General features: G+C 62.9%; 21 protein-coding genes. 10 read left to right on the plus strand and 11 right to left on the minus strand.

What is annotated here, in order from left to right:
- From GM668_RS23430 to GM668_RS23440, 3 genes are all read right to left on the minus strand, one after another.
- On the minus strand, positions 1-858 hold an 858-nt coding region (locus tag GM668_RS23430), incomplete at its 3' end, for a serine/threonine-protein kinase (RefSeq protein ID WP_155441391.1).
- 132 nt (positions 859-990) lie between these two features.
- Complete coding sequence (locus tag GM668_RS23435; RefSeq protein WP_155441392.1) at positions 991-1,776, minus strand: substrate-binding periplasmic protein; 786 nt, start codon at positions 1,774-1,776, stop codon at positions 991-993.
- 37 nt (positions 1,777-1,813) lie between these two features.
- Positions 1,814-2,575: a substrate-binding periplasmic protein gene (locus tag GM668_RS23440; RefSeq protein WP_229499785.1), complete on the minus strand. Its 762-nt coding sequence runs from the start codon at positions 2,573-2,575 to the stop codon at positions 1,814-1,816.
- Positions 2,576-2,748: 173 nt separating this feature from the next.
- Here GM668_RS23440 and GM668_RS23445 point away from each other — a divergent pair, with 173 nt between their 5' ends.
- Positions 2,749-5,178 carry a TonB-dependent receptor plug domain-containing protein gene (locus tag GM668_RS23445; RefSeq protein WP_155441393.1) on the plus strand — a complete coding sequence of 810 codons (2,430 nt, stop codon included), beginning with the start codon at positions 2,749-2,751 and terminating at the stop codon, positions 5,176-5,178.
- A 3-nt stretch (positions 5,179-5,181) separates the two neighbouring features.
- Complete coding sequence (locus GM668_RS23450; protein WP_155441394.1) at positions 5,182-6,087, plus strand: SAM hydrolase/SAM-dependent halogenase family protein; 906 nt, start codon at positions 5,182-5,184, stop codon at positions 6,085-6,087.
- Here the strand turns inward: GM668_RS23450 and GM668_RS23455 are convergent, their stop codons facing one another.
- The gene (locus tag GM668_RS23455) at positions 6,088-7,461 is read right to left on the minus strand and encodes a family 43 glycosylhydrolase (protein ID WP_155441395.1); all 1,374 of its coding nucleotides are present in this window, start codon (positions 7,459-7,461) and stop codon (positions 6,088-6,090) included.
- Between the two features lie 136 nt (positions 7,462-7,597).
- On the opposite strand from GM668_RS23455, the gene GM668_RS23460 reads away from it, so the two are divergent.
- Positions 7,598-9,250 (plus strand): hypothetical protein, encoded by a 1,653-nt coding sequence (locus tag GM668_RS23460; RefSeq protein ID WP_211923443.1) that lies wholly within the window; start codon positions 7,598-7,600, stop codon positions 9,248-9,250.
- Here the strand turns inward: GM668_RS23460 and GM668_RS23465 are convergent.
- Complete coding sequence (locus tag GM668_RS23465; protein WP_155441396.1) at positions 9,247-9,714, minus strand: DUF2269 family protein; 468 nt, start codon at positions 9,712-9,714, stop codon at positions 9,247-9,249. The genes GM668_RS23460 and GM668_RS23465 overlap by 4 nt on opposite strands.
- Before the next feature lies 1 nt (position 9,715).
- A complete protein-coding gene (locus tag GM668_RS23470) occupies positions 9,716-10,975 on the minus strand; it encodes an SDR family oxidoreductase (protein WP_155441397.1) in 1,260 nt (419 codons plus the stop codon).
- Between the two features lie 166 nt (positions 10,976-11,141).
- Here GM668_RS23470 and GM668_RS23475 point away from each other — a divergent pair, with 166 nt between their 5' ends.
- Positions 11,142-11,735, plus strand: coding sequence for a glycine zipper 2TM domain-containing protein (locus GM668_RS23475; RefSeq protein ID WP_155441398.1), 594 nt, complete (start codon positions 11,142-11,144; stop codon positions 11,733-11,735).
- A 71-nt stretch (positions 11,736-11,806) separates the two neighbouring features.
- Positions 11,807-13,309, plus strand: coding sequence for a tetratricopeptide repeat protein (locus GM668_RS23480; RefSeq protein ID WP_155441399.1), 1,503 nt, complete (start codon positions 11,807-11,809; stop codon positions 13,307-13,309).
- A gap of 16 nt (positions 13,310-13,325) precedes the next feature.
- On the opposite strand, the gene GM668_RS23485 is transcribed toward GM668_RS23480, so the two are convergent.
- Together GM668_RS23485 and GM668_RS23490 are read right to left on the minus strand one after the other, a co-directional pair.
- The gene (locus tag GM668_RS23485; protein WP_155441400.1) at positions 13,326-16,808 is read right to left on the minus strand and encodes an ATP-binding protein; all 3,483 of its coding nucleotides are present in this window, start codon (positions 16,806-16,808) and stop codon (positions 13,326-13,328) included.
- A 58-nt stretch (positions 16,809-16,866) separates the two neighbouring features.
- Positions 16,867-17,922 carry a hypothetical protein gene (locus GM668_RS23490; protein ID WP_155441401.1) on the minus strand — a complete coding sequence of 352 codons (1,056 nt, stop codon included), beginning with the start codon at positions 17,920-17,922 and terminating at the stop codon, positions 16,867-16,869.
- A 119-nt stretch (positions 17,923-18,041) separates the two neighbouring features.
- On the opposite strand from GM668_RS23490, the gene pnuC reads away from it, so the two are divergent.
- Entirely contained in the window at positions 18,042-18,605 is a 564-nt protein-coding gene (pnuC, locus tag GM668_RS23495) for a nicotinamide riboside transporter PnuC (RefSeq protein WP_155441402.1), read from the plus strand.
- 4 nt (positions 18,606-18,609) lie between these two features.
- Here the strand turns inward: pnuC and GM668_RS23500 are convergent, their stop codons facing one another.
- Entirely contained in the window at positions 18,610-19,449 is an 840-nt protein-coding gene (locus tag GM668_RS23500) for a response regulator transcription factor (RefSeq protein ID WP_155441403.1), read from the minus strand.
- A gap of 212 nt (positions 19,450-19,661) precedes the next feature.
- Between GM668_RS23500 and GM668_RS23505 the strand changes: the two genes are divergently transcribed.
- A complete protein-coding gene (locus GM668_RS23505; protein ID WP_155441404.1) occupies positions 19,662-20,159 on the plus strand; it encodes a winged helix-turn-helix transcriptional regulator in 498 nt (165 codons plus the stop codon).
- A 244-nt stretch (positions 20,160-20,403) separates the two neighbouring features.
- Here the strand turns inward: GM668_RS23505 and GM668_RS23510 are convergent, their stop codons facing one another.
- On the minus strand, positions 20,404-21,165 hold the full coding sequence (locus tag GM668_RS23510) for an anti-sigma factor family protein (RefSeq protein WP_155441405.1): 762 nt from the start codon (positions 21,163-21,165) through the stop codon (positions 20,404-20,406).
- Complete coding sequence (locus tag GM668_RS23515; RefSeq protein WP_155441406.1) at positions 21,162-21,626, minus strand: RNA polymerase sigma factor; 465 nt, start codon at positions 21,624-21,626, stop codon at positions 21,162-21,164. Before GM668_RS23515 ends, GM668_RS23510 begins: the two co-directional genes overlap by 4 nt.
- Before the next feature lie 198 nt (positions 21,627-21,824).
- Here GM668_RS23515 and GM668_RS23520 point away from each other — a divergent pair, with 198 nt between their 5' ends.
- The 3 genes from GM668_RS23520 (at position 21,825) to GM668_RS23530 (ending at position 26,469) form a co-directional block, all read left to right on the plus strand.
- Entirely contained in the window at positions 21,825-22,562 is a 738-nt protein-coding gene (locus GM668_RS23520; RefSeq protein WP_155441407.1) for a DUF4142 domain-containing protein, read from the plus strand.
- A 72-nt stretch (positions 22,563-22,634) separates the two neighbouring features.
- Positions 22,635-23,579, plus strand: coding sequence for an AEC family transporter (locus GM668_RS23525; RefSeq protein WP_155441408.1), 945 nt, complete (start codon positions 22,635-22,637; stop codon positions 23,577-23,579).
- Positions 23,580-23,652: 73 nt separating this feature from the next.
- Positions 23,653-26,469, plus strand: a complete 2,817-nt coding sequence (locus tag GM668_RS23530) for a GGDEF domain-containing protein (protein ID WP_155441409.1) — start codon at positions 23,653-23,655, stop codon at positions 26,467-26,469.

Here is a 26,469-nt window from a genome sequence, read left to right on the forward strand (position 1 = left end):
GCCGCGCTCACGGCCTGGCGGCACCGCCACCGGCGCGTGCTGCAGCGCGCCGATGGCCGCACTGGCGTCCCGCATGGACGGTGTGCGCAGGCGCGGGTCATGGGCAGTCAGCGCGCGGATCAGCGCAACGGCTTCCGGCGCGATCTGGTCCGGGTAATGCCACTGGTCCGATGTCGCCTGCAACTGGGCGGCGGCAAGCGCCAGGCCGTTCAGGCCAGCCAGCGGGCGCAGGCCAGCCAGCATTTCGTACAGGATGACGCCCAGTGCATATATATCGCCGGATGGCGCCGGGGCGCCGCCGAGCAGGCGTTCGGGCGCGAGGTAGGCAATCGTGCCCTGCGGCTGCGCTGACAGTGTGTCTTGGGTCGCCAATGGGTCGAGGCGGCGCGCCAGTCCGAAGTCCAGGATGCGGATCCGGCCGGACGCTTCCATCATCAGGTTCGACGGTTTCAGGTCGCCGTGGACCAGATGCGCATCGTGCGCCTCTTGCATGGCGCCGGCAATTTGCTGCGCGGCGTCGAGCGCCATGGCGGCAGGCAGGGGCAGCAGCCGATTCAGCGGTTCACCATCGACCAGTTCCATGACGATCGCCATGCCCTCGCCGCCGCCCGCCACCATATACACCTGGACAAAAGCTGGATGCCGCAGCGAGGCGGCGGCCCGCGCTTCCTGCAGCAAGTGATTCGCGCTGGCGCCGATGCCGGCTTTCAGATATTTCAGCGCAACGCGGCGTTGCAGAGTGCTATCCCATGCTTCGAACACCTGGCCATATCCCCCTTCGCCAAGGGGGCGGCGGATTTCAAAAGGCCAGTCGCCAGGTAGCGCGGCAGGTAATACTGACGAGGAAAGTGGTGACATACCGGATTAAAAACATGAGCGGTGCACCAGTCAGCATATCACTTGATGTAAATAATGAAATAATAATCTTATGAAAACATTTCCTTGCAATGTGGGAGTGTGGCGGGGCGGCGGTTGGCGCTTCCGTTGCCGCTACTCTTTCGGCGCCCGCGCATAATCGTCCAGCGCCTTGCGCATCTCTTGCTGGTACGCGGGGGATTTGCGGATGCGGGCCATCGTGTTCCACAGCTTTTCCATCAACCCCGGGTTGGCGTCGCTGAAACGCTTGGAAACGCTCAGGTAATAGGGCTCGTCTGAAAAAGGGATCGGCAGCATTTCAATCTTGCCTGCATATTGCGGCTGCGTCAGCAAGGCTGCACCGGTAAATTCGGAACCGACGGCCACTTCTGCGCGGCCGGCCAGCAATTTCTGGAAATTCGCTTCCAGGCCGCGCGCCGTGTTTTCCATGGGTATGCCCATTTTCCCGACACGGTCCATCAGCAGGACGGAGCCAAACGGCACCAGCACCGGCGTTGTCAATTGCACGAAGCGCACGCCATCCCATGACGTGGCGGTGCCGGTGCGGCGGAATACCATCGCGCGGATATTGCTGATGGCGCGGGACGCATCGACGTCGTCGCCATGCATGGGGAAGGCCATGAAGTCCGTCACGGAAGGCGAATAAGGGACCGTGGGGAAGCCATCGACGGCATGCACGCGGACTTCCTCGCGGCAGCGGGAGATCGGCGCGGGGCGGAATTCCAGCGTGATACCCAGTTCGTTGGCTGCAGCGCGGATCAAGTGGTCCGCCAGCCCCGTGCCCTGTGGCGTGATGTAGGGCAGCCGCGAATGTTCGTCCGTGCAAAGCCGTAAAGTCACGGCGGCGGCCGACGGCAGCGCGCAAGCCATCAGGATGGTGCAAACAGCATGGCGGAGCATGTGTGAAATCCCATGTATGGATCCTCACATTCTACCGTCAGTGTAACCCGTAGCGGGTGCGGATCGTGGCCAACGCGCCACTATGTTCGAGGCGGGCGATGGCGCTGTTGATGCGGGCAAGCTGGTCTTGCGTCGTGCTTGATGCATTCAGCATCAAATGCACGGGGGCGCTGAACGGCACATACGGCAGGGCGGCCAGCGTAATGCCTTGCTGCCTGGCCGCGTGCTCCAGCGCGGCCGCATCGCCCATGATCAATTCCGCCCGTCCGGCGCGGAACATTTGTATGCCTTGCTGGAAGTTGCCAAAGGTATTGCGCCACATGCCAGCATCGGTTGCCGCCGCGGCCCGTGCATAGTCGGCGCCATACCAGCCGGCGCGAGGCGCCAGCACGGCAATGCGCTGGCGCGCGATGGCGTCGAAGCTGTCGATGCCGGCAAATTTCTGGACTTTGTCGGGGGCGGCAAACAGGCGCACATGCTCCTGGCGGTAGGGGGAGGAAAAGCGCGCATAGCGTCGCCGTTCTTCCGTCTTCGACGCGGCCAGCATCAAATCGAGCTTCCCTTGCCGGAACAGGATTTCACGGCGCAGCGACGGCAATTCCGCCACGAACTCGATCGTACAGCCAGCTTCCCGCAAGATGGCTTGCGCCAGTTCGACGTCGGCGCCGGCCAGTACACCATTGGCGCCGCTGTAAATGTAAGGCGGCCAGGATTCAGGCGCCATCCGCAAATGGCAGGCGTCCGCAGGCAGCGCGGCCAGGCACAGCGCAGCAAGTAAAAATGGGCGCGCGCGCATCATGTGACATCGACAGTCAGTAAAGTTTCAATGTGACAGAAGCAGTGCCTTTATTCAAGTACCGAATGCGCGTGGTTATACGGCGACGCCAATATGCATATGACAATTGCAGCGTTGGTAACTGCCGGTTGCCCAGTTAAGATCAATCCAACGTTCTCGTCAGCAAAGAAAAAAACATGAATCCACTGCAATTGACGGCGATTGCCTGGGCGGTGCTGGCCGCCAGTACCAGCGCCTATGCGCAAGAGACCGCGCCAGACCAGGTGACCATCATTGGTTCCCGCGCCAAAGCCCGTACCGTGTTTGACAGCCCCGTGCCCGTCGACCTGTTCAATGCCCGCGAAGTCGCCAATGCGCTGTCGTCCGGCGAAGTGGGCGCTGCGCTGCAAAACCTGGCGCCATCGATCAACTTCCCCCGCATTGAATCTTCCGGCGCGTCCGATTCCGTGCGCGGCATCCAGTTGCGGGGACTGGGCCCGGACCAGGTGCTGGTGCTGGTCAACGGCAAGCGCCGCCACGCCAGTGCGCTGCTCGATACGGAAAGCAGTTTTGCCGGCACAGTGCCGGTCGATATCAATGCCATTCCAGCCGGCGCCATCGAGCGCATAGAAATCCTGCGCGATGGCGCCGGGGCGCAATATGGCAGCGACGCCGTGGCGGGCGTCATCAACATCGTATTGAAGAAAGGCCGCAGCGGTGGTACGGCGTCGATCGGCTATGGCGCCAACCATACGGATTTCAAACCCACGGGACAAACGCTGACCGATGGCCAGACCACGACGGCCAGTGCCGATACCGGGCTTCCCATCGGCGACGCAGGTTTCGTGCGCTTTGGCTTCGATGCGCGCCGCCGCCTGCCGACGGAGCGCGCGGGCCGCAGCGACGCGGGCTGGACGTCGTGGAACAGTACGCCGGCCGATTTGGCGCTCGATGGCAAAATCTTGTTCAAGTCCGGCGATTCGCGCCAAGACAGCGGCTCGCTGTTTTATAACGCGCTGGCGCCGCTGGGCGGCGGTATTGACGCCTACAGTTTTGCGACCTTGAACCGCCGCCTGTCAGACGGCAGCGCGTGGTTCCGCTATCCGGGGGATCCATCGAATGTGCCGGCGCTGTACCCGGCCGGCTACCGGCCTGTCACGCATGGCAACAAGACCGATGCCAGCGTGGTGGCCGGTGTGAAATTCGCGCTGGACGCGTGGAATGTCGATGCCAGCGCGCGCCATGGCAGCGACAGGTTCAATTACGGCGTGTCGCATTCCGTCAATGCCTCGCTGGGCGATAAAAGCCCGACAGCCTTCCATCTGGCGTCGTTCCGCACGGGCCAGCAAGGCTTGAACGTGGATGCCACGCGCGACGTGAACGTGGGCTGGCAAACGCCGGTCAGTGTGGCCGTAGGCGCGGAATGGTTGCATGAAACGTACCGCACGCTGCCAGGCGATCCTGCATCGTATGCCGGCGGCCCATTCACGGATGCGCCGCCCGGCGCGCAGGCGGGACCCGGCTTGCGTCCGGCCGACGCCTTTGACGGCAGCCGCAACGTGAAGTCCGTCTATGCCGACGCGGAAACGGAATTCGGCGCGCTGTTGCTGGGCGCCGCTGCGCGCTGGTCGGATTACAGCGATTTTGGCAGCGCCAAGACTGGAAAACTGTCGGCGCGCTACAAGGTGGCGCCAGGCTTGCTGGTGCGCGGCGCCGTGTCCAACAGTTTCCGCGCACCGGCGCTGGCGCAAACGGGCTTCCGTTTCGCCACGTTGAACTTCAATGCCGATGGCACGGGCTTGCAGACGGCAGCGCTGCTGCCCGCATCCGATACGCTGGCCCGCGCGTTCGGTGCGCAGCCTTTGAAGCCGGAAAAATCGGAAAACGTGTCGCTGGGCTTTGCGTGGCGTCCTGTCACGGCTACCAGCCTGTCCGTCGATGCTTACCGCATCCGTTTGCGCGACCGCATTACGCGCACCAGTGATTTGCAAAGCGATGCCGTCAGCGCGTACCTGGCCGGTCAAGGCCGCACGGACATTGGTTCCGTGGCCTTCCTTGCCAACTTGCTCGATACGGCGACGCGCGGCGTTGACGCTGTGTTGAACCACGAATTGAAAGCCGCGGGCGGTACGCTGAACCTCAGCGCTGCGCTGAACGTCAACAAGACGCGGCTGGACCAGGCGCGCACGGGTTCCGCCGCGCTGGCGAAGATCGATCCGGACTTGCCGCTGTTGACGGATGCGGGCCTGTTCCGCATCAAGCACGCATCGCCGAAAAACAAGCTGGTGCTGGGCGCCGACTGGCAGGGCGGCGCGCTGGGCGTGCAAGTGCGCGCCACCCGCTTCGGCGCGTTGCAGGATTTCGTGTATGACAGCGACGCACCCGTGGTGGAAGGCGTCAATGCGCAATACTTCGGCCCTGTCTGGACCGTGGATATCGAGGCGCAATACAAGTTGGCGAGGCAGTGGACCGCCGCCGTGGGCAGCAACAATTTGTTTGACCGCTACCCGGACCGCGTGCGGCAGACCAATGCGGCCACGTATGGCGGCGCGCTGCCCTACAACTTCATTAACCCTGTGGGCGTCAACGGCGCATATTTTTACGGCAAACTGACTTATACCTTTTAATTTATGAAATTCCGTCACCTGTTACTCACTGCGGCCTTCAGCGCACTCACTGCAACGCAAGCGCTCGCCGCCGACGCGCTGGTCTTGATGACTGACTTTGGCACTGCCGACGGCGCCGTCTCCGCCATGCGCGGCGTGGCTTTCGGCGTGGATCCGAAACTGGGCGTCTCCGATTTGACGCACCAGATTCCTGAATACGATATCTGGCTGGGCGCCTACCGCCTGTACCAGACGGCGAATTACTGGCCGATAGGCACCGTGTTCGTGTCGGTGGTCGATCCCGGCGTCGGCACCACGCGCAAGTCCGTCGTGTTGAAAACCAGGGAGGGCCGCTATTTCGTGGGCCCGGACAATGGCTTGTTCACGCTGATTGCAGAGCGCGACGGCGTGGCGGAATTGCGCGAAGTCGATGAAAAGGTCAACCGCTTGCCGGGTTCTGCCGAGTCGTACACGTTCCATGGCCGCGACGTCTATGTGTACGTGGGCGCGCGCCTTGCATCGGGCCAGATCACGTTTGAACAGGTGGGGCCAGTGCTGCCGGCCGATTCCGTCGTCAAGCTGCCCTACAAGAAAGCGGCGCGTGAAGGCAACGTGGTGCGCGGCATGATCCCCGTGCTGGACGATAAGTATGGCAACGTGTGGACCAACATCCCGAAAGCCCTGTTCACGGAATTAAACATCGCGCCGGGCGACAAGGTGCAAGTGCGCATCCTGCACAACGGCAAGCAGGCAGGCAGCTACGTGGCGCCATTCCACAATACGTTTGGCGGCGTGGAAGTCGGCAAGCCGCTGGTGTACCTCAACAGCCTGCTCGACGTGGCGGTGGCGATCCGCCAGGGGAACTTCGCGCGCCAGTACAAGGTCAGTTCCGGCCCGGGCTGGGAAGTGGAAATCAGCAAAGCCAAATAATCATGGCCGGCTCAGGCTCCACTGCTGGTTGCTGCCGTTATTCAGCGGGTACTGGATGATTTGCGCATTCTCCGCCGTGCTCTTGCCGGCGACGTCGAGCACCATGCCGGACAGCAGGTTCTTCACTGTGACATAGCCGGACGCCGGGCTGGCAAAGGACCAGTGCTGTCCATTGCCGGCCCAGTAACCCCACTGCGCGATGTTGGTGCCGGCTGTAGTGGAGTTATCGTAGTCATCGAGGCTCAGCAAGCTGTTGGCGTTGATGATGCTGTATTGGCCGTCGCCGTGCCCGACGGCATACCACTGCTGGCTTTTCGCGCCCGTGTACGTTTGCTGCTGCACCAGCGCGCCATTGGTGGTGGCGCCGCCAGCGACGGCCAGCGCCTTGCCGGACAAGCGCGACTTGATCACGTAAGGGCCATCGCTGATGCCGCCGCAGCCGTTGAAATCCGTGAAATTGCGCGTCAGGACGGGCCAGCCGCCGCTATACGTCATGCGCAAGATATCGAGCTTCGCGTTGCCGCTGTCATTCAAGTCGTAATAGTGGGTGGACACGAAATTGCAGCCATCCTGTTTCAGCACGCCGATGTGGCCTGGGCCTTTGTATTTGCCATCGACGTTCGGCAAGATCGTGCGCGTGCCGGAGTAGGGACCCGTGACGGACGTGGCCCGCTGCACTTCCACGTAATACGTGCTGTCCACGCCTTTGCAGCATGCGCCGCGGTTGACGAACAGGTAGTAATAGCCGCCTTCGCGCACGATGTACGGCGCTTCCATGTCCACGCCGCTGCCGCCCAAAATCCTTGTCACGTTGCCGGCCAGCTTGCCCGTCGACTGGTTGATTTCCGCCACGCCGATGCCGCCGAAGAATGAACCATAGGACATGTACACCTTGCCGTCATGGTCACGGAACAGCGCCGGGTCAATGGCATTGATTTCCGACGTGCCGCCAAACGATTCCACGACAATGCCGAGGTCTGTCCAGCTGGGGTTTTTCAGCGATGGGGAACGTGCCACGCCGATGGCCGACGTGGTCGTGCCCCATTTCGACACGGAGTAGTACAGGTAATACTGGCCATTCATGTGGATGACGTCCGGCGCCCAGAACGAGCCGGAAAACCCTGGGATTTTGTTGGTAATCCACGACGGGTACGTAGTGAACACCGGCGCCGGGCCGCCGGCCCAGTTCAGCATGTCGGTGGATTTTGAATACCAGATACCGGTGCCGGTCGTGAAGTTGAACCAGGTGTCGCCATCTTTCGTCAACGTGCCTGGATCATGGGCGTTTTGTAAGCCTTGTAGCGTGATGGAGGATGCGGAAGCGGGAATCAGTGCGGCCGCCGCCAGGCATAGGGATGCCAGTAATTTCTTCAAAGTCGTCTCCTTTTTTATCAGTGTGGTGTTGCGAAAATCAGGTTAGAACGCCGTGCGGGGAGAAAGCCAATGACTTTTTTTTAGCAATTGATATCGGGATTGATATCATTGGCTGCAAAGACCAAGGAGACAGCGCATGACGGTAGAAAACAGTGCGGCACCCGCATCCGGCACCCACGTCCACCAGTTGCGCCAGGTATTGCTGTGGCCTTTACGCTTAATGCCGGGTACGGGCATGGACCAGACCAGCCGGCGGCCGTGGGAAGTGCTGCAAGCGCTGGGGGAAACGTCGCCATGGCGCAAAGTCATCGATGAATTTGACGGCGGCACTGCTAACTTCCACGAACGCCATTACAACGAATTCGTCACGTTCCTGCCGTATGTGCAGCGCTTCCTGTACGGCGAAGCGCGCACGGGGCGGGGGGAACGCGGTGAAGCGGGCATGCGCGTATTCCGCCGCCATGACGTGGCGCACGTGCGGGTCACGTCGCGTCCCGGCGACGAGCCGCTGCTGCTGGACGTGATACACGTCGATTTGTATTTCTTTTATGACGTCGACGTCGTGATGCTGAACGTGGAAGTCGGCGCATCGGATTTGCCGCTGGCGCAGGCGCAGGACGTGCTGTACCGCTTTGGACGCGGCTATCCGGCCGGCTGGGATGAGCAGGGCCATGCGCTGCACTGCATGCATAAAGTCGAGTGGCTCGATGCGCACGGCAATGTGCTGGCGGCATCCGATGCGCAAAACCGCGATGTGTTCCTGGAACACGTGTGCCGCAAGCGCGCGCCCCGCATCGCGTCGCACTGGAAATTCCTGCTGGCGCCCCTGGTGTATGACCCGGTGGAAGAGCCGGGCGCGCTGCGCTACCGGCAAATCGAGTATTACCGCATGCCGGTCATGGCATTCCTGTCGGTGGAAGATCCACAAGCGCTGTCGCGCGATGACTTCATCCGGCTGGGCCACGTGATGGGCAATGGCAATGGCGCATCGCCGTACACGGCGCGGCAGCAGGATGATTTCGAACACCAGGTGTGCTACGACCGTTTCTGGAGCGAAGCCGGCGCCGCGCCCCACACGCGCTACCTGTGTAGCGGGCTGTCGCTGATCGTCGTGGGCGATGCGAAGTCCGATTATTTTTGTTGCCGCGACCGGGGCGTGCTGGCGCAATTCCGGCACCAGCACTTCTTGCTGTTCCTGATCGCGCATTTGCAAAAGTCGTCGCTGCTGATGTTTTCCGACCGGCTGGCCGAAGCGCTCAATTGCCTGAACGTGGTGGACGCCAACAGCGTGCGCCGCTTCAAGCGCCGCATCCGCGCTTCGTTTGAAGGCTTCCTGCGCTTTACGCACCGCTACTGGTTCAAGGATATTTCCGAACAGGCGCTGGTGCGGACGCTGTTCGGCATGTGTTCGTCGCAGCTGGGCCTTGAGCGCTTGCACGCGGAAGTCAAGGTGCGGATGGAAGACATGAATGGCTACCTGGAAGCGGACAGCTTGCGCCGCCAGGCCAATACCGTGGTGCGCCTGACCGTGGTGACGATCTTTGGCTTGATCGGCACCGTCACCACGGGTTTCCTTGGCATGAACTTGCTGGCGGAAGCGGATGCGTCGATGGAGCGGCGGCTGGTGATCTTTACCGTCACGTTCGTCATCACGACGGTGCTGACCGCGTACACGATGATCAAGTCCAAGCGGCTGTCGGATTTCCTCGACGTGTTGTCGGATGAACGGTTGCCGTTCTGGACCAAGATGAAGGCGCTGGTGGCCGTGTGGCGCCCTGAAAAAGATTAAACGGGTTTATTCACCATCAGCCAGTAGACGATGACGAGGGCGCCGAACGCGGGGAAGCCCAGCAGCGTCCACCACCGCTCATAGCGCCAGTACAGCGCGGGCAATGTGGCGGCGTTGCGCGCGGCGGCGTCCTGCGCCATATCGCGCATGCGCAATTGCAGCCACACGACGGGCAGCCAGCACACGCCTGCCAGGCCATACAGCCACAGCGACCACATGATCCAGTGCGTCGCCAGCGGATACCCGGCCAGGTGCATCATCCACAGGCCGGACAGCGGCTGGATGATGACGGACGGTGTCGTGAACCACCAGTCGGCGCGCGCCACCCAGCGCGTGACGACGGCAATCGCCTGTACGTTGCGGCTGCGGTTTGTGAAGAACATGTAAAACGCCGTGCCGAAGCCGGTGCCGAACATGAGCGTGGCCGACAGGATGTGCAGCCACTTGGTGGTCAGGTATTCCAATTTATTTTCCTTGTTTGGCAGGGTGCAGGCGCCACAGCATCAGCAGCAGCGCCAGGATGGGCCAGTTTTTCGACAGGGGGCCGAAAGGATGCAGCCAGAATTCAGGCAGGCAAACAGTCATGGCGGCGGTATAGCCGCCCACCAGCAGCAATTGCAGCAGCCATAGCCAGCGCCGCGCAGTGCACAGCAGCACGATGCCGATGGCGGCATCCAGCACACTGGCGCATGCCAGCACCGGCGTTTGCAGCGATGCCGGTATGCCGCATGCGGCCAGCCATGCCAGGCTGTCTTTGTGGGGCCAGCCAAACCACGATACGTAGGCGGTCCACAGCCACAGCATGGTCATGGCCAGCCGCGCCAGTGGCAGGCTCCATCGCAGCACGGCGTCTGCACGCTGGGCCGGCGTGGCAAACGTGGCGGGTGCGCGCAGCGGGCGGCCCAGCAGCGCATGCATGGCGGAGGCGTCGGCCGTGCTGCCATGCTGGAGCATGACCAGCGCATCCGGTGTGACGGCACTGTATGGAAACAAAGACGTCAGGCGCAACGCTGCCCGCGCCAGCCCCAGCGGCGCCGGCAGCATCAGCTCGCCGCCGGACCGCATGCCGTGCCGCAAATCGGCCAGATACGACGACAGCGGCATGGGATTCGGGCCCACTGCATCGAGCGTGCGGACGTGCCGGTGTTCCGGGCGCAGCAGGGCGGTGATGGCGTCGCACAAGTCATCGACGTGGACCGGCTGCACCTTGCCGCCGGCCGGCAGCGCAACCACCGGCAGCGACGCCAGCGCCAGGAACATCTGGCTGCTGGCGCCATCCGCGCCATAGACCAGGGATGGCCGCACGATCGTGTAATCTAGCTGGCGGGTGCGCAGTGCATCTTCGCCGCGTCCTTTGCTTCGCCAATAGGGCGTTATGGCTTCGGAATCGCTGCCCAGCGCGGACAAGTAAATCACGCGTTCGATGCCCGCTTCCGTGCAGGCGTCAAACAGTGCCGCGGGAATCGTGTGGTGCAGTTGCAGGTACAGCGATTCGTCGTCGGCCCGGAATACGCCCAGGCTGTAAATGACGGCGTCGAACCCGGCGAGATGCGGCTGCCACGCGTCGGCATGGTGCATTTGCGCCATGTCCAGCCTGCACCATGCATCTTCCACATCTGCAGCCCTGCTGCGCCCAGCGCCCGTCACGTCGTGACCCGCGCGGCGCAAAGTGCGCAGCAAATGCCGTCCGATAAAGCCGCTGGCGCCGATAAGCAAGATGCGCATAATGTTTTCTGAAATTTCTGTCGTTACAGAAATAATGGAATGAATAAAGGCGCCTGTCAAGGCGTTACAAGTACTTACCGTCGATACATTTTGCTCACAGCCCACAAGCGGGCTCGATCGTTAAGGTAGCAACGACACGCCAGTGTCTTTACTTACGGAGAACAATATGGAAACGACCGCTACCCCTAAACGCATCCACCCGCTGGTGGCAACCGCTGCCGTATCGCTGACGGTATTCAGCCTGGCCGGCATTGCCGCCGTGACTGGCTTACTGCCAACGTCGCACAGCGAGCCCGCGAAAGTGGTGCAGGCGGACACGCAGCCTGCCTCGCAAGTGGCAGCGCCATCGGCACTGCCTGCCGGTGCACAGGGTTTGACGGTGGCCCAGGAATCAGCCGCACCGGCCGCACCTGCGCCGAAACCGGCAGTACATCATGACGCGCCGCGCCGCCACGACACCGCGCGCAGCGAAAGCAGCCAGACGGCGCACCAGGCGCCGCGCGCTGAAGCGCAGCAGCCGCAAGTGGCAGCCCAGTCTGCGCCTGCACCACAGCCTGCACCGCAAGCCGCGCCGCAAAACAGCGCGCTGGGCATCGGTATCGGCGCCGTGGTCGGCGGCTTGATCGGCCACCAGGTGGGCGGCGGCAATGGCAAGAAACTCGCTACCGTGGCCGGTGCGATTGGCGGTGGCTTCGTGGGCAATGAAATCGCCAAACGCAACCAGCAGCAGGGCTCGCAGCCGGCTCCTCAGCAGCAGTAAGCTTCCCGGCGGCGGGACATAAGGCGGCACGATCTGTTAATGTGCTGCTTTCCCAACGTCCCGCCGCTGCCATGTCTTCTTCCCGCACCACTCCATTGCTGCAACAGGCTGTCGCGCTGCACCAGCGCGGCAACCTGGCGCAAGCCGAAACGCTGTATGGCGAAGTGCTGCGGCTCGACCCCGATAATTTCGATGCGCTGCATTTGCTGGGCGTGATTGCGCGCCAGTCCGGCGCGTGCGATGAAGCGATCCGGCTGATGGGCCGCGCGCTGGCCATCGACAGTGAAAAAGCCATTGTCCATTGCAACCTGGGCGCCGCGCTGCAGGATGCGCAGCGCCACGAAGAAGCGTATCGCAGCTATACGCGCGCGCTGGCCTTGCAGCCGCGCTACCCGATGGCGCTGGCCAACCGCGGCAATGCGCTGCGCCATCTGGGGCGGCTGATTGAGGCACTGGCTGATTACGATGCGGCGCTGGCGCAGCAGCCGGGCTATGTGGAAGCGCTGTGCAACCGGGGCGTCGTGCTGCACCGCCTGGGTCGCCATGAAGAAGCGCTCGACAGTTATGGCCGCGCGCTGGCCATCGCGCCAGGCCACAGCCCGTCGTATGCCGGCGCCGCCATCGCGCTGCAAGGCATGGGCCGCAATGAGGAAGCGGTGGAGACGTACCGCAATGCGATCGAAGCGGACCCGGACAATGCCGGGGCGTGGAGCGCTTACGGCACGCTGTTGCTGCGCATGGGCCGCACGCAGCAGGCGCTGGATTGCCACAAGCACGCGCTGGCGCTGAAGCCCGGCGATGCGCAAGCGTACCTGCACTATGCGAATGCGCTGCGCGTGCTGAACCAGCATGAGGAAGCCATTGACGCTTACCGCGATGCGCTGGCGTGCGGCGCCGACGCGGACGCCGTCAATTACCACCTGGCGGCGCTGGGTGTGCAGCCGGCGCCCGCCGCGCCGCCTGCGCATTATGTGGCGGCGCTGTTCGACCAGTACGCCGACGGCTTCGACCACCATCTGCAGCACGTGCTGCACTACCGCGTACCGGATTTGCTGATGGCCGCTTTGGCGGGGCGCTTGCAGCCGGTGGCAGCGGATGTGATCGACCTCGGATGCGGCACGGGCTTGTGCGGCCCGCTGCTGCGCCCTTTCGCGCGCACGCTGGCCGGTGTGGATTTGTCGCCGCTGATGCTGGACCAGGCGCTTGCGCGCGGCGTGTACGATGAACTGGTGTGTGCCGATATTGCCGCCGCCTTGCAGGGGCGCAGCGCCGATGTGCTGGTGGCCGCCGACGTGCTGGTTTACCTGGGCGATTTGCAGCCACTGTTCCGCGCTGTCCGCCACGCATTGCGGGCAGGGGGCGTGTTTGCGTTTTCCGTGGAAGCGCTCGACAGTGGTGCTGCGCAGGACTATGCGCTGAACACCAGCGGACGCTATGCGCATTCAGCCAGCTACGTGCAGGCCCTCGCGCAAGCGCATGGCTTGACGGCGGACAGCCTCGCTACGCAAGTCTTGCGCAAGGATGGCAATGAACACGTGGCAGGCTATATCGCTGTGTTGTCGCGAACCGGATAAGGCACGCTAAGGCACGCTAAGGCACCTTCCGCAACCGGCCCTGCACCACGCCTTGCAGCGCCTGGCGCAACCGTGGCGCCGCCTCCGCATATCCATACTGCACCGAACGGTCATCCAGTTCCGACAACGCCCGCCGCAGCGCTTCATCCGGTTCCCGCAGCCATTGCGCATACGCGCGCAGCAGCGCCACGTGATGCTCGGCCCACGCGCAATGTTCCTGCGCCGCCGTCGCCAGCAGCTGGTCTGCATAAAAGCCTGCCGCCACCACATCACCATCAAGCAGCGACACTTCCGCCGCGCTCAAATAAAAACGGTAAGCATTGTGCGCCAGGCAGTCGCGCGTCAGGTAGGCCGCGCCTTGCAGCAGCGCGCGGCGGCGCGTGCTGTCGTCGCGGGTGAACAGCGCTTGCGTGCCCAGCACCCACGGCCCGATAAAGTTTTGCAATTGCAGCCGTTCCATTTGCTGCACGGTGGCGTTGATTTGCCGCTCCGCCAGCGCATGGTCGCCGCGCAGCCACGTGACGCGGGCCTGGCTCTCCATCAGGAACGTCTCGAAACGTGAACTGCCCAGGCTGCGCGCCAGTTCCAGTCCCAGTTCCACCTGTTCCGTCGCTTCATCGAGTGCGCCGTCAGCCACCAGCGCCCAGCCGGCCGTCATGCGGGAAAACGTTTCAGCGCGGCGGTTGCCAACTTTGTGCGCCAGCGTGGCGGACGCCAGCGCATCGGTGACGGCGCCTTCCGTATCACCCAGGTAGATACGGGTCGAGCCCAGCGCCGCGCGGTTCGACGCTTCGATATGCACGTAGCGGTGCCGCTGGCACATGGCCAGGCACTGGCTGAACAAGTCAAATGCCTTGCGCATGCGGCCCTGCGCATAATACGAATCGCCCACGCCGGACAAGGCCCGCGCCTGCGTCTCGCTCATGTCGGCCGCTTCCGCATAGCGCGCCGCATCTTCATGGTAGCGGCGGCATTCCGTGTAATTACCACGCGGGAAATAGATATTGCCCTTCAAGTACAGCAGCTTGCCCAGCGCCGCTTCCGCACCGATCGACAGCGCCAGCGGCACGGTTTCATCGAGCAGCCGTTCTTCTTCTTCCAGTTCTTCCAGGATGTTCAGCACGCCGGCCAGCCCGATCACGGCATCGATCTTGTCTTGCGGCCGTCCGGACAGCATGATGGCGTGCTGGTAATACTGGCGCGCATTGCTCATGTGGCCCATGCCGCTGCTGGCGTGGGCGCGCAGCAGCGCCAGCGCAAAGCTGGAAAAACTCGTGGAGTCATAGGCATTGACTGACGCCGCCAGATCCAGCGCCGCTTCGAACTGGTGCCACTCGAGGCGCTCCCGGATGGCTTGCAGCATCATGTCGAGCGCACCCGGATCGTTGGCGCGGTACATATGGTGCGCGCATTGCGCCGCATCGCGTCCACGCCAGGCCAGCGCCGCCACGGCATGCAGCTGGCGCAATTGCTGCGGATCGATCGTGTCGTAAATGCAGTGCATGACAAGGTCGTGCACGAAACCATACGCATGGCCGCCCATCTTGCGCAGCAGGCTGTCGCGTCCCACGGACTGCGGTTCGTAAGCGCTGTCGCCCAGTGCCGCGCGCAGCAATTCCAGTTCAAAGCGGGAACCCAGCACGGACGCCATGCGCAGCGCCTGGCGGTGCGGCGCCGGCATGCCGTCGAGGCGGGCCTGGATCAACAGTTTTAAACTGTCCGGCAATTGCTGGCCGGGGCTGGCCAGCAGCTGCGTCAGGAATAAAGGATTGCCTTGCGCGCGTTCGACGCAGCGTGCGCGGTAGCCGGGATCGACATCTGTGAACTGGTCGGCCAGCGCCATCGCTTCGCGCGCGGGCATGGGCGCCAGGTCAAACACGGTCAAACCCAGGTCGGCCATTTGCTGGCGCAGCGCCGATTCCAGCGGATCGTTTTCCACCCGCGACGTGATCACCCACAGCACGGGCGCTTCATGCGACAGCGCCAGCAATGGTCCCAGTGCTTCAAACAGATACGGGTCGCCCCAGTGCACGTCTTCCAGTGCAATCAGTTGCGGTTCCGTCATGGCCAGGCGCAGTACCAGCATTTGCAGCGCGCGCGCCCAGCCCTGGTCGCGCACCTCCTGGTTCATGGCGGCGTACAGCGCATGCTGTTCCACGTCCAGCCGCACATTGGCCAGTACGTGATAGAACAGCGTGGTTTCGGGCGGCAGGTACAGGCGCGCCACCAGGTCGGCAATGGCGGGCGAGTCGCCCGGCGCGGGATGCAAGCCCAGCCCCAGCAGGCTGCGCGCCAATTGTTCAAGCGGCGCGCGCCAGCCATGGTCCGCGCCCGCATGGTCGGCATGCACGGCGCCCGTATCGAGCACTTCGGCGGCGTGGCAGCGCATGCCGGCGGCGCGGGCGATGTCCGTGAATTCCTGCGTCAGCCGGCTTTTGCCGACGCCGGCCACGCCACGCACGTACATGATGTGGCCTGTCTGGCTTTCCAGCACGCCTTCCGCCACGGCTTTGAATTGGCGCATTTCCGCATAGCGGCCGATCAGGGGCGGCAACTGGCTGGCGTCGCTGGCGGCAGGTTTGCTGAACAGCAGATAGCCGCTGTCGCGCCAAGGCGGTAGCCCACCTTCGTCCGTAAACAGGAAACGGTGGTCCAGCAGCGGCAACAGCTTGCGCTCCACGTACAGGGGCAGGCGGAATGGCAGCACGGAGGCATCAGGGCGGGGCGGCTGCCGCAAGTCCGGCGCCGTGCCTGTCGCCGCGCCATATTCCCAGCGCGCCAGGCGCATGGCCATGGCGCGCCCGCCATGCGTCAGCAAGTGGCGGTTCAATTCAATCGCACAGCGCATGCAGCGCTCCGCATCGCTGCGGTACGCTTGCGGCAAGCCGAATGCCGCCGATACCGTGCGCTGTTCCACGCCCATGAGCTTGCCGCCGAATTGCTGCACGATGGCGGCAATGTCGCGCGCGGCGAGGCTGTCGCTGCCCGGCGCTGCGGACAATTCCGCGTGCAGCATGACGACATAGCGCACCACGTCATCGTATTGCACGTCGTACAGCGCTGGGACGCCGGGTGGGATGGCAATCGTGTGCTGCGTGGGATGGGATGGCGCCGCTGCGGCCGGGTCGGGAGGGTTGTATGGCCAGGCGGGTGGGGCCGGCGCTGCCGGGGTTGCCGGTGCAGGCGCGGTACCGGCTTGCGCCACACGTTGCGGCGGCGCGTCTGGCAGGGCCGCCGACATCAGCTGGTCCAGTTCCACGTCAAACACTTGCGCCAGGTGCCGCGCCGTGCGGTACAACACGATTTTGCCGGTTTCCGCCCGCTTGATGGATGCAATGGAAACGCACAGCTGGTTCTGGAAGCACAAATCAGCCAGCGCTTCCTGGCTCAAGCCGCGCGCCTTGCGCAGCCGCTTCAGCAGCGTGGCATCGAGCAGCACGCGCCCATCTTGCGGCGGCGGCGTTTCAAGATTGTTAATTAAAGAGGCGTCCAGACTCATGGCTCAGGCACTATATCATTGCCCGCAGGCCGGAGGAGCATGGCACAAACGGTTTCTATTAATACGCAACCATTCCCGCCAGCGGGCGCAAAGGCCGCAAAATGCGCTTGCCCACATTGGGCGATGGATCGTGCGGCGTGAAGCTGGCCGTCAGGCTGTGCGCATTGGTGCCCAGGTAGTTGCCCCGGATCGCCCCGACCACGCGCGCGCCGGATTCAAAGCGCAACTGGCCCACCAGCACGTAGGGCACGGAAATCGTCGAGTAGGTCAGCGCGATGGCGGCACGCATGGAAACGTGCGGCGGCACGTTGTATGGCGTGTCGAAGGCCCAGTCCGTCATGCGCGTGATGGCGCAGTTGGCCACGTAATCGACCGGTTCATCCGACAAGATAAAGTCGTCGCCCGACACGCCCGGCACGCCGTGCCGGTATTCGACATCCGGCCCCAGGGTGGCGGCCGGCGTATTGGTCCACGACGACGTTTCAGTAATGGCAATGGAGCCGGCCAGCGCGTGGGACGTGGCCGTGCTGCCGTGGTTAGTGACCACTTCGCTGTATTGGCTGGCCGGGCTGGTGCGCAACACGCACGCACGGGAAAAATCATATTCGATGTGCAGCACTTCTTCGATGCTGAGCACGTGGTCTGTCACGCTGGTGGCCCAGATTGGGCCGCGGCTGTCATCGGGGCCGGTGCCGGCGCGGATCGAGAAATTCCCATCATCTTGCATGGCGGCATAAAACTGCTGGCCTTGCGCTGTCATTTGCGTACCCCAGTGCCAGCCGCAATTGTGGGCCAGGTCGGAACCCTGGTATACGCAGAAATTGCCATCGCTTTGCACCAGCGCGAAATAACGGCCCCGTTCGCCGGTTTTGCGGCTGCTCCACAGCAAACCCTGTGCTTCATCCTGGTCGATGCCGCGGTACACGCGGAACGTGCCGTCGCTCTCCAGCGTCGCGAAAAACAGGCCGTTGGCGGACACCAGGTGATCGCCCACTTGCAAGATCTGGTTCATCGGCAGATAACCGGCAAAGCGCCGGCCGCCGTGGGCCGGGAAGGGCGGGGACGCAATGGCGTCGTGGTCGATGTGCTGCATGGCGGTATCCGTCAGGGTCATGCCGGCAGTATCAGCCCGCGCCCGCACAGGGGACAGGGCAGGGCGGTGTCAGTTCGGTATCAGTTGCAGAACAGGGTGGTCGTCGCTGAGAATGGACCACTTTGCACGAGAATTTCTTTATGGATACGCTGGAAATTGTTGCCAATATTGTCATGGCGCTGGCCATCATCCTGGCCGGGCGCAACAGCATACATTCGTGGTGGCTGGGCATAGCCGGCTGCCTGCTGTTCAGCGTGCTGTTTTACAGCGTCCGTTTGTATGCGGACGTAGCGCTGCAGATTTTCTTTATCGTCACGTGCATCATAGGCTGGCGCGAATGGGCGAAGGGCGACCATGGCCACGCATTGCCGATCACGTCCGTCAAACTGGGCGCGATGGCGTGGATGACGGTGGGCGGCATCGTGGGGGCGGCGGTTTATGGCTTGCTGCTGCACAAGTACACGAATGCGTATGCGCCGTTTATCGACTCATCCGTGCTGGCATTTTCCATCATGGCGCAATTGCTGCTGATGGCGCGGCGGATTGAAACGTGGCCCGTGTGGGTGCTGGTCAATGCCGTGTCCGTGCCTTTGTACCTGAGCCGGGGCCTGACCCTGACCGCCGTGCTGTACGCCGGGTATTTCATCAATGCGCTGGTGTCATGGCGCTGGTGGCGTAAGGAAATGCAGGCGGCAAGACCTTGAATGGCTAGGATTCCGGGGATTCCGGAGAGTCCGGTTTCTTGCCGGGGGCATCCGGCGGTGCAGTCGGGGTATCGGTTGCGCCCGATGCGCGGTAGGCGCTGGGCGTCACGCCCATGCGTTCGCGGAACGCTGTCGAGAAATTGCCGGCATTATTGAAGCCAATTAACAATGCAATGTCTTGGACGTCAATTTCTGTTTCTCGCAGTAATTGCACGCCACGGCGGATGCGCTCTTCGCGGATAAACGCAAACACCGTCATGCCCGTCTGTTCGCGGAACAGTTGCGACAGCTTTTCCCGGTAAGTGCCGACGCTGCGGGCAATTTCGGACAGGCTGGGCAGGGCCGCCAGGTTATCGGCAATCAAGCGCTTGGCGGCGCTGACAATGACGGCGTCCGGATTGGCCGGCAGCGCGGGCGCAGGCGCCTGTTCCGCCGCTTCTTTTGGCGCGCGCCGCATCAAGTTCAAGTGCACATGGATGCGGGCAGCCAGCTCCCCCGGCGTAAATGGCTTGGAGACAAAATCGACGCCGCCGATCGACAAGCCCATGATGCGGTCTTCCGCCGCATCGGCGCCGGACAGGAAAATCACAGGAATGTCGTGCGTGGCCGGGTTGGCTTTCAACAGGCGGCAGCACGTGTACCCATCCATACTGGGCATGCGCACGTCGAGCAAGATCAGGTCGGGCTGCTGGGACAGAGCCAGCTGGTAGCCCTGCAAGCCATTGAACGCGACGGACACGCGGTATGGCATCTCGCTCAGCAAGTCCACCAGCATGCGCTGCTCGAACGCGGAATCGTCCACGATCAGGATCTTGCGCACGTTGGCATCGCTGGAAAGGTACATTTTCTACTGGTGACTTAGTGAAACATTAGTGAAGCATTAGTGAAGCATTAACACGGTGTTGCGTATTATGCCTTCCTTTGAAAAAATTTTGCCGGTTTCTCCGCTTGCAAAAGGATTGTCACTTCCGACAAAAGCAGCATTTTTTTAGCTGGCAAATAATGACTCCTAAGTTGGAAAGTGGAAATCCATTGTTCCCTAAGGAGGAAAGTGCAATGAAACATACCGATTTTGGCCGTATGCCATGCCCTATCGCCCGCAGCCTGGGTAAAGTAGGCGAGTGGTGGAGTATCTTGATCCTGCGCGACGCGTTTTACGGGCTGACTCGTTTCGACGAGTTCGAAAAGAGCTTGAAGATCGCCCCGAACATGCTGACCCGCCGTCTGGCCGGGCTGGTTGAAGGCGGGCTGATGGAAAAGCGCCAGTACAGTACCCGTCCACCCCGCTATGAATATGTGCTGACCAAGGCAGGCCGCGACTTTAAACCTGTCTTGCTGGCATTTATTGCTTGGGGTAATGAACACTTGGCGCCAGAAGGCGCCAGCCTGCTGGTGGTGAGCCGTGAAACCGGCAAGCCTGCCGACCAGGTGCTGGTCGATGCGCGCACCGGCCTGGCCATCAATGACGAAGACTATATGTTTGCCGCCGGTCCGGCTGCCAACGAAATGATGAAGATGCGGCTAGAAGACATGGGCCGCCGCGGCGTCCAATAGAGGCCGTTGCAAAGGCCGCAGCGTCGTTGCAGCTCCTCGCCGTGCAACCGCACTGTCTTCGTCGCTGCGCCTAGCTGCGGCCGTTGCAAAGGCCGCAGCGTCGTTGCAGCTCCTCGCCGTGCAATCGCACTGTCTTCGTCGCTGCGCCTAGCTGCGGCCGTTGCAAAGGCCGCAGCGTCGTTGCAGCTCCTCGCCGTGCAACCGCACTGTCTTCGTCGCTGCAGCCATTGCAACAGCCTGTACGTCACAGTTGTTCATAGACTGCCCTGGCCACCCGTGCCAGGGTGTTCTTGTCCAAGACACCGGACACCGCATATCCCCACTGTCCGTCTATCCAGTAATACACTCCCACTTGTCCATCTTGCGCATAGCGGAATGCTGTGTCGCGCCGGTCGCCTTTGACGGCCGAGATATATAAGGTCAGCCGCTGTCCGGCCGCGTCCGCATACATGATTTGTGCGGCGGGTCCCGCGTCGCCCGGCAAAATGCGTCCCCCGACCAGGTCGAACCCGTGCGGCGCGAGGCGGGGCGGCTGCAATGGCATGCCCATGCGTTTCGACAGCCAGCTCGTCAAATGTTCCGGTTCATCTGCCGCCACTTCGACGGGATGGCGCACTTCCGGCAAATACACGGCATGCGCTTGCAAGGCGCGGGTTGCCAGCACCGGCCCCGGTGCGCCAGCCATCAACTGCTGTTCCGCCAGGTACGCATGGGCGACCCAGCCCAAGGTGGCGCTCGATACCATCAGCGCCATGCTGGTGGCATAGCGCCGCATGGGCCACAGCCAGCGCGACAGGTTGCGCGTGCGCAGCATCGTGCGCGGGATGGTTTCGTCGAGCACCGGACCGTACAACGCGCGCAAGGCAATATTTTGCTGCCGGTAAGCGCGCAGCCGTTCACCTTCTTGCGGATGGGTCTTTAAATAAGAGGAAATGTCGGCCTGGCGTCCCTGATCCAGCTTGCCATCGACCCACGCCTGCAATTCCACTTCCGTGACGGGATTCATTTGACCACCTTCAGCGGCGAAGCGGGCGCCTGGCCCAGCATGACAAGGCGCAGCCGTTCCCGCGCACGCGACAGGCGCGACAGCACGGTGCCGGGCGGGATTTGCAAGATTTCCGCGACTTCGTCATAGCGCATTTCTTCCAGCGCGACCAGTAACAGCACTGCGCGCTGTTCCGGCGGCAATTGCTGCAACGCTGCCTGCATGTCGCGCATTTCCAGCCGCTCTTGCGCGGGAGCGATGGCGGGGCCATGGCGTTGCCGCTCTGTATACAAGCCATGCAAGATACTGAACAGCCACGGCCGCATGTCGCTGCCGCGCCGCCACGTCGACAGCCGATGCCAGCCCCGCTCCATGGTGTCTTGCACCAGTTCGTCGGCGGCGGCCTTGTCGCCCACCAGTGCGCGCGCATAGCGGCGCAGGCGGGGGATGCAAGCTACCAGGCTGTTGCTGTCATCGGGCATGGCGGTTCCTTCCAGAGTCGGGGCGCATCGCATCGATCGTACACACAGTATGCCATTGCTTGTCCGAAAGCTGCGGCCGGTTCGTATCCTGCACGTGTATCTTATGCGATGGGAGCCGGGTCGTCAGACCGGGCATCCTTTTGACAGAATAAGATAATGGTCCTGAAAGCGGCGCTTCCATCCACACAGGAGAGCCTTATGAAACAATTGAAGATTGCGGTGGCGATTGCCGCCTTGCTGAGTGCTGCCGGGGTCCAGGCGGAAAACCTGGCCAAGGCTGACCAGACCATGCTGAAGCAAATGGCGCAAGCCAATATTGCTGAAATCGAGGCAGGCAAGATCGCGCTGCAAAAGTCGCAAAACAGCGAAGTCAAAGCGTTTGCCCAGCAAATGATCGATGACCATACCAAGGGTTTGCAGGAAGTGCAGGCAGTGGCGCAAAACAAGGGCGTCACGCTGCCGACCGAGCCGGATGCACAGCACAAGGCCATGGCGAAAAAGTTGAACCGCTTGTCCGGCGATGCATTTGACCGGGAATATGCAGCCCAGGCCGGCGTCAGCGACCATAAGAAGACGCATGCGTATGTGCAAAAAGTGCAAACCGATGCGAAGGATGCCGATGTCAAAGCGCTGGCCGGCAAGCTGGAGCCGACTGTCGCCAAACATTTGAGCCACGTTGAAACGCTGAGCGCCAGCCTCGATGGCGTCAGCCCGCGCACGGCTGGCACGCCGCCGCCAGTGGGGGCTGCCGCCGACACCACGGGGACATCGGGTGCGGCGGGCAATACCGGGGCCGGACATAGCGCCAACCCTGACGCCACGTACTCCGGCAAGACCGTGAACAAGCGCCAGCCGAAAGCCGATAAAACCAGTGGCAATACGGACCACCCGGACAATCCTGCCAACAAGGATGTGCATCCGCCCGTCAAATATTGATGTGACAGGCAGGTGGCGGGTATCGGAAAGTGCTGATGGCGGGTTGCCGCTGCACCGGTAAAATGGCAACCCATGCTTGCCATTTTTGCCGTCACTTTCCCCTTTTTCGCGCTCGTGCTGTGCGGCTATCTCGCCGTACGGCGCGGCATGCTGCCCCTGGTTGCCATTCCAGGGATGAATACGTTTGTCTTGTTTTTTGCGCTGCCGTGCATGCTGTACCGCTTCGGCGCCAATACGCCGATTGCGCAATTGCTGGACCCGGGCGTGTTCACGGTCTATCTGCTGTGCGCGCTGCTGATGGTGGGCATCACCATGGCAGCCACGCTGAGCCACCGCATCGACTGGAATGACGCGGCGTTTGGCGCCCTGGTGGCGGCGTTCCCGAATAATGGTTTCATGGGCGTGCCGCTGTTGCTGGCGCTGATCGGGCCCCGTTCATCGGGCCCCGTGATTCTCACCATCGTGATAGACATGGTGATCACGGCATCGCTGTGCATTGCGTTGTCGCGCGTGGGCAGCGGCAGCGGACGGGCGGCGGTGGCCAATGCGCTGAAAGGCGTGGTCAGCAATCCCATGCCGTGGGCCATAGCCTTGGGCGCGCTGACGTCCGTGTCGGGACTGGCGTTGCCGGCGCCGGTGGCAAAAACCATCGGCTTGCTGGCCGATGCGGCATCGCCCGTCGCGCTGTTTACCATTGGCGCCGTGCTGGCCCGCTCGCAAATGAGCACTGCGGACGCCACGCCGCTGCGTGAATATGTGCCTGTCGCCCTGAAAAAACTCGCACTGCATCCGCTGCTGATGTGGTGTATCGGCCACGGCGCATTGCGCCTGGGTTTGCCGCTGGATCCCGCCGCGCTGGACGTCATCATCCTGGTGGCTTGCCTGCCCAGCGCCAGCAATGTCGCCATGCTGGCAGAGCGCTTCGGCGCCAATACCGGGCGGATTGCCCGCATTATCCTGGTCTCGACGGCGCTGTCCTTTTTAACATTTTCCGGCGCCGTCGCAGTGTTGCGCTGAACTTGTGGAATAATGCGACATTCCGGATAGTGCACTGCGGCAATATCCGCCTGTGGGAATTAATTAATTGGAAATGTTTGCGCCCGATAATGTGCTGGCGCAATGGGAAGCGCAATTGCCTGAATCACAAGGCAATGCCCGCCTGTTGCTGCTGGCCGAGCTTGCCTGGCACTGCCGCCAGCGCAACGTCGCGCGCGCGCGCCTGCTGGCGCAAGAGGCGGCAGAACTCGTTTCCTCGTTGACGGGAGAGGAAGGCAAGCTGGCCGCAGCCTTGCTGGCCGCCCGTTTCACGCTGATTGAAGCGGAAGCCCAATGGCTGGCCGGCAAGCTGGAAGTGGGCGAGGGCTTGGCGCAGCAAGCGCTGCTGGCGTTCGAGCGCGAAGGCAATGCGCTTGGTTGCGCCGATGCGCACTGGCTGCTGGCGTGGATTGCCAATGACCGGGGCGATTGCGCGGGCAGCCATAGCGAACTGGCGATCGCATCGGCCGATGCGCGCGCTGCCGGCGACATGATCCGCGCCGACATCATCGATGCGGCTGCCGCGATTTTTTGTGTGTTTGAAAACCTGCAGGAAGCCACGATCCGCTGGGGCCAGCGTTTTACGGATGATGACGGCGCCCATCCGGCCGTGGCGGGCTGGGTGCGCGATTATGCCGGCATCACCGCGTTCCAGGGGGCCGACTTTGGCCGCGCCGTGGCGCTGCTGATGCTGTCGTTTGAAGCCGCGATGGCGACGGGCCAGGTGCGCCGCGCAATTACCATCGCCACCAATATCGGCAATGGCTTTACCAGTTTGAATGCGCATGACGCGGCGCTGGAATGGATGCAGCGCGCGCTGGAACTGGCCCGCCCGACTGGCTGGCCCATGTGCGTGGGCCTGTGCCTGATGCAAACGTCGGAAACCTTGCGCCATTTGGGGCAGGGGGCGGCGGCCCGTGAATTGCTGCACGAAGCGCTGCTGGCGCTGGCGCCGCTGGCCGCATCGCGCGCCTATGCGGTGGCGCTGGAATACCAGGGCGACCTGGCGCTGGACCTCGGCGATGCGCAACTGGCGCTGGACAGCTTCCAGCAATTGCAGCTGCGCGGCGAACAGCTGGGCCAGAGCGATTTCAAGAGCAGTGCGCGGCGCGGCCAGGCCCACGCGCTGTCGCAGTTGGACCGGCCGCATGATGCGCTGGCAGTGGCGCTGTCCGCGCTGGACATGGCGCGCGGTACAGGCGACGTGGGCAATGAAATTGCCGCGCTGCGCGTGCTGGCGCAAATCCATGCGCGGCATACGCTGCCGGGGCCGCACGATATGGCGGCGCCCAACGCTGTGCTGCATTACCTGGAAGCGGCCATGCAGCTGGCGGCCACCATCGATGGCTACCCGGTGCCGGCAGCGCTGCTCGATGCGGCTGCGCGTGAATATGCGGCGGCAGGTGATTACCGCAAAGCGTATGAAGTGTCGCTGCAAGCCAATGCCGTGCGCGACCAGACCCACAGCCAGGAAGCCACCAGCCGCGCCGTCGCCATGCAAGTGCAATACCGCACGGAGCGGGCGCAAATGGATGGCGAACATCACCGCCAGCTGGCCGCATCGGAAGCGCAGCGCGCGCAAGTGCTGCAGCGGACCAATGCGACGCTCGCGCACTTGTCGGCCATCGGCCAGGAAATCACGGCGCACCTGGATGCGGCAGCCGTCTACCGCGTGCTGGACCGCCACGTGCACGGTTTGCTGGACGCCACGCACTTTTCGATTTTCCTGCTGCAGCCGGGCGGCGAACAACTGTGCTGCGCTTTCGGCAAGGAAGCGGGACAGGATTTGCCGCCGACGTGCTATGCACTGTCGGATCCGCATGCGAATTCCGCCCGCTGCATCCGCGAGCGCCGTGAAATTCTCATCGAACTCGATGAAGATGGCGCCACGCCGAATTTAATTCCCGGCACGTTGCCGACGTTGAGCCTGCTGTTTGCGCCGCTGTGCGTGGGTGACCGCGTGCTGGGCGCGATGACGGTGCAATCGCTGCGCGCCCGCGCTTACGGCGAACGCGAACGGCTCGTGTTTTCCACGTTGTGCGCCTATGGCGCCATTGCACTGGATAACGCCAGCGCCTACCGCGAAGTGGCGGCTACCCGCGCGCAGCTGATGGACAAGAATATCGAGCTGGAACGGGCGTATCACACCTTGGAAGAAGTCAGCCTGACAGACCAGTTGACGGGCTTGCGCAACCGCCGCTTCTTCCTGCAGCACGTGGACGCGGATGTGGCGATGGCGTTGCGCCGCCATGAACAGCCGGGCTTGAGTGCCGAGCGCGAAGCCAGTCCGGACAAGGATCTCGTGTTCTTCATGGTCGACCTGGACCACTTCAAGGAAGTCAACGACCGCTATGGCCATGCGGCCGGCGACGCCGTGCTGGTGCAAATGCAGGAACGCTTGCGCGAAGTGTTCCGCGAATCGGATTACCTGGTGCGGTGGGGCGGCGAAGAATTCCTCGTGCTGGCGCGGGCCACGGACCGCGAAGAAGCCAAGGTGGTGGCAGAGCGCGTCCGCCGCGCCGTCGCGCACCGCGACTTCGTGCTGCCGGATGGGACCACGCTGTCGAAGACCTGTTCGATCGGCTTTGCGTGCTTCCCGTTCATGCCCTCTCAACCGCGCCTGCTGACGTGGAGCCAGGTGGTGGAGCTGGCCGATATGGGGCTCTATATCGCGAAAAATTCCGGCCGCAATGCGTGGGCTTCGCTGTATTGCACGGAAACGACGCAGGCCGATGGCTTGTTCCGCCGCATGATGCAGCAGCTGGAACAGACGGTGGCCAGCGGCGAAGTGCGCGTCGTCACCAACCTCGTGCAGCCGCCGATGCTGCGCGGGGAACGGCGCCGGGTGGGGTTGTCCAGCGACCTGGCGTAA

It is taken from the genome of Pseudoduganella ginsengisoli, from assembly GCF_009720865.1.
GTDB classification, from domain to species: domain Bacteria; phylum Pseudomonadota; class Gammaproteobacteria; order Burkholderiales; family Burkholderiaceae_D; genus Rugamonas; species Rugamonas ginsengisoli.

Coding starts and splice junctions, on each gene's coding strand:
- GM668_RS23500 (WP_155441403.1), bottom strand. CDS start 19,449: ATGTACCTTTCCAGCGATGCCAACGTGCGCAAGATCCTGATCGTGGAC.
- GM668_RS23505 (WP_155441404.1), top strand. CDS start 19,662: ATGAAACATACCGATTTTGGCCGTATGCCATGCCCTATCGCCCGCAGC.
- GM668_RS23485 (WP_155441400.1), bottom strand. CDS start 16,808: ATGAGTCTGGACGCCTCTTTAATTAACAATCTTGAAACGCCGCCGCCG.
- GM668_RS23450 (WP_155441394.1), top strand. CDS start 5,182: ATGAAATTCCGTCACCTGTTACTCACTGCGGCCTTCAGCGCACTCACT.
- GM668_RS23440 (WP_229499785.1), bottom strand. CDS start 2,575: ATGATGCGCGCGCGCCCATTTTTACTTGCTGCGCTGTGCCTGGCCGCG.
- GM668_RS23460 (WP_211923443.1), top strand. CDS start 7,598: ATGACGGTAGAAAACAGTGCGGCACCCGCATCCGGCACCCACGTCCAC.
- GM668_RS23470 (WP_155441397.1), bottom strand. CDS start 10,975: ATGCGCATCTTGCTTATCGGCGCCAGCGGCTTTATCGGACGGCATTTG.
- GM668_RS23435 (WP_155441392.1), bottom strand. CDS start 1,776: ATGCTCCGCCATGCTGTTTGCACCATCCTGATGGCTTGCGCGCTGCCG.
- GM668_RS23530 (WP_155441409.1), top strand. CDS start 23,653: ATGTTTGCGCCCGATAATGTGCTGGCGCAATGGGAAGCGCAATTGCCT.
- GM668_RS23480 (WP_155441399.1), top strand. CDS start 11,807: ATGTCTTCTTCCCGCACCACTCCATTGCTGCAACAGGCTGTCGCGCTG.
- GM668_RS23475 (WP_155441398.1), top strand. CDS start 11,142: ATGGAAACGACCGCTACCCCTAAACGCATCCACCCGCTGGTGGCAACC.
- GM668_RS23445 (WP_155441393.1), top strand. CDS start 2,749: ATGAATCCACTGCAATTGACGGCGATTGCCTGGGCGGTGCTGGCCGCC.
- GM668_RS23520 (WP_155441407.1), top strand. CDS start 21,825: ATGAAACAATTGAAGATTGCGGTGGCGATTGCCGCCTTGCTGAGTGCT.
- GM668_RS23490 (WP_155441401.1), bottom strand. CDS start 17,922: ATGACCCTGACGGATACCGCCATGCAGCACATCGACCACGACGCCATT.
- GM668_RS23525 (WP_155441408.1), top strand. CDS start 22,635: ATGCTTGCCATTTTTGCCGTCACTTTCCCCTTTTTCGCGCTCGTGCTG.
- pnuC (WP_155441402.1), top strand. CDS start 18,042: ATGGATACGCTGGAAATTGTTGCCAATATTGTCATGGCGCTGGCCATC.
- GM668_RS23515 (WP_155441406.1), bottom strand. CDS start 21,626: ATGCCCGATGACAGCAACAGCCTGGTAGCTTGCATCCCCCGCCTGCGC.
- GM668_RS23510 (WP_155441405.1), bottom strand. CDS start 21,165: ATGAATCCCGTCACGGAAGTGGAATTGCAGGCGTGGGTCGATGGCAAG.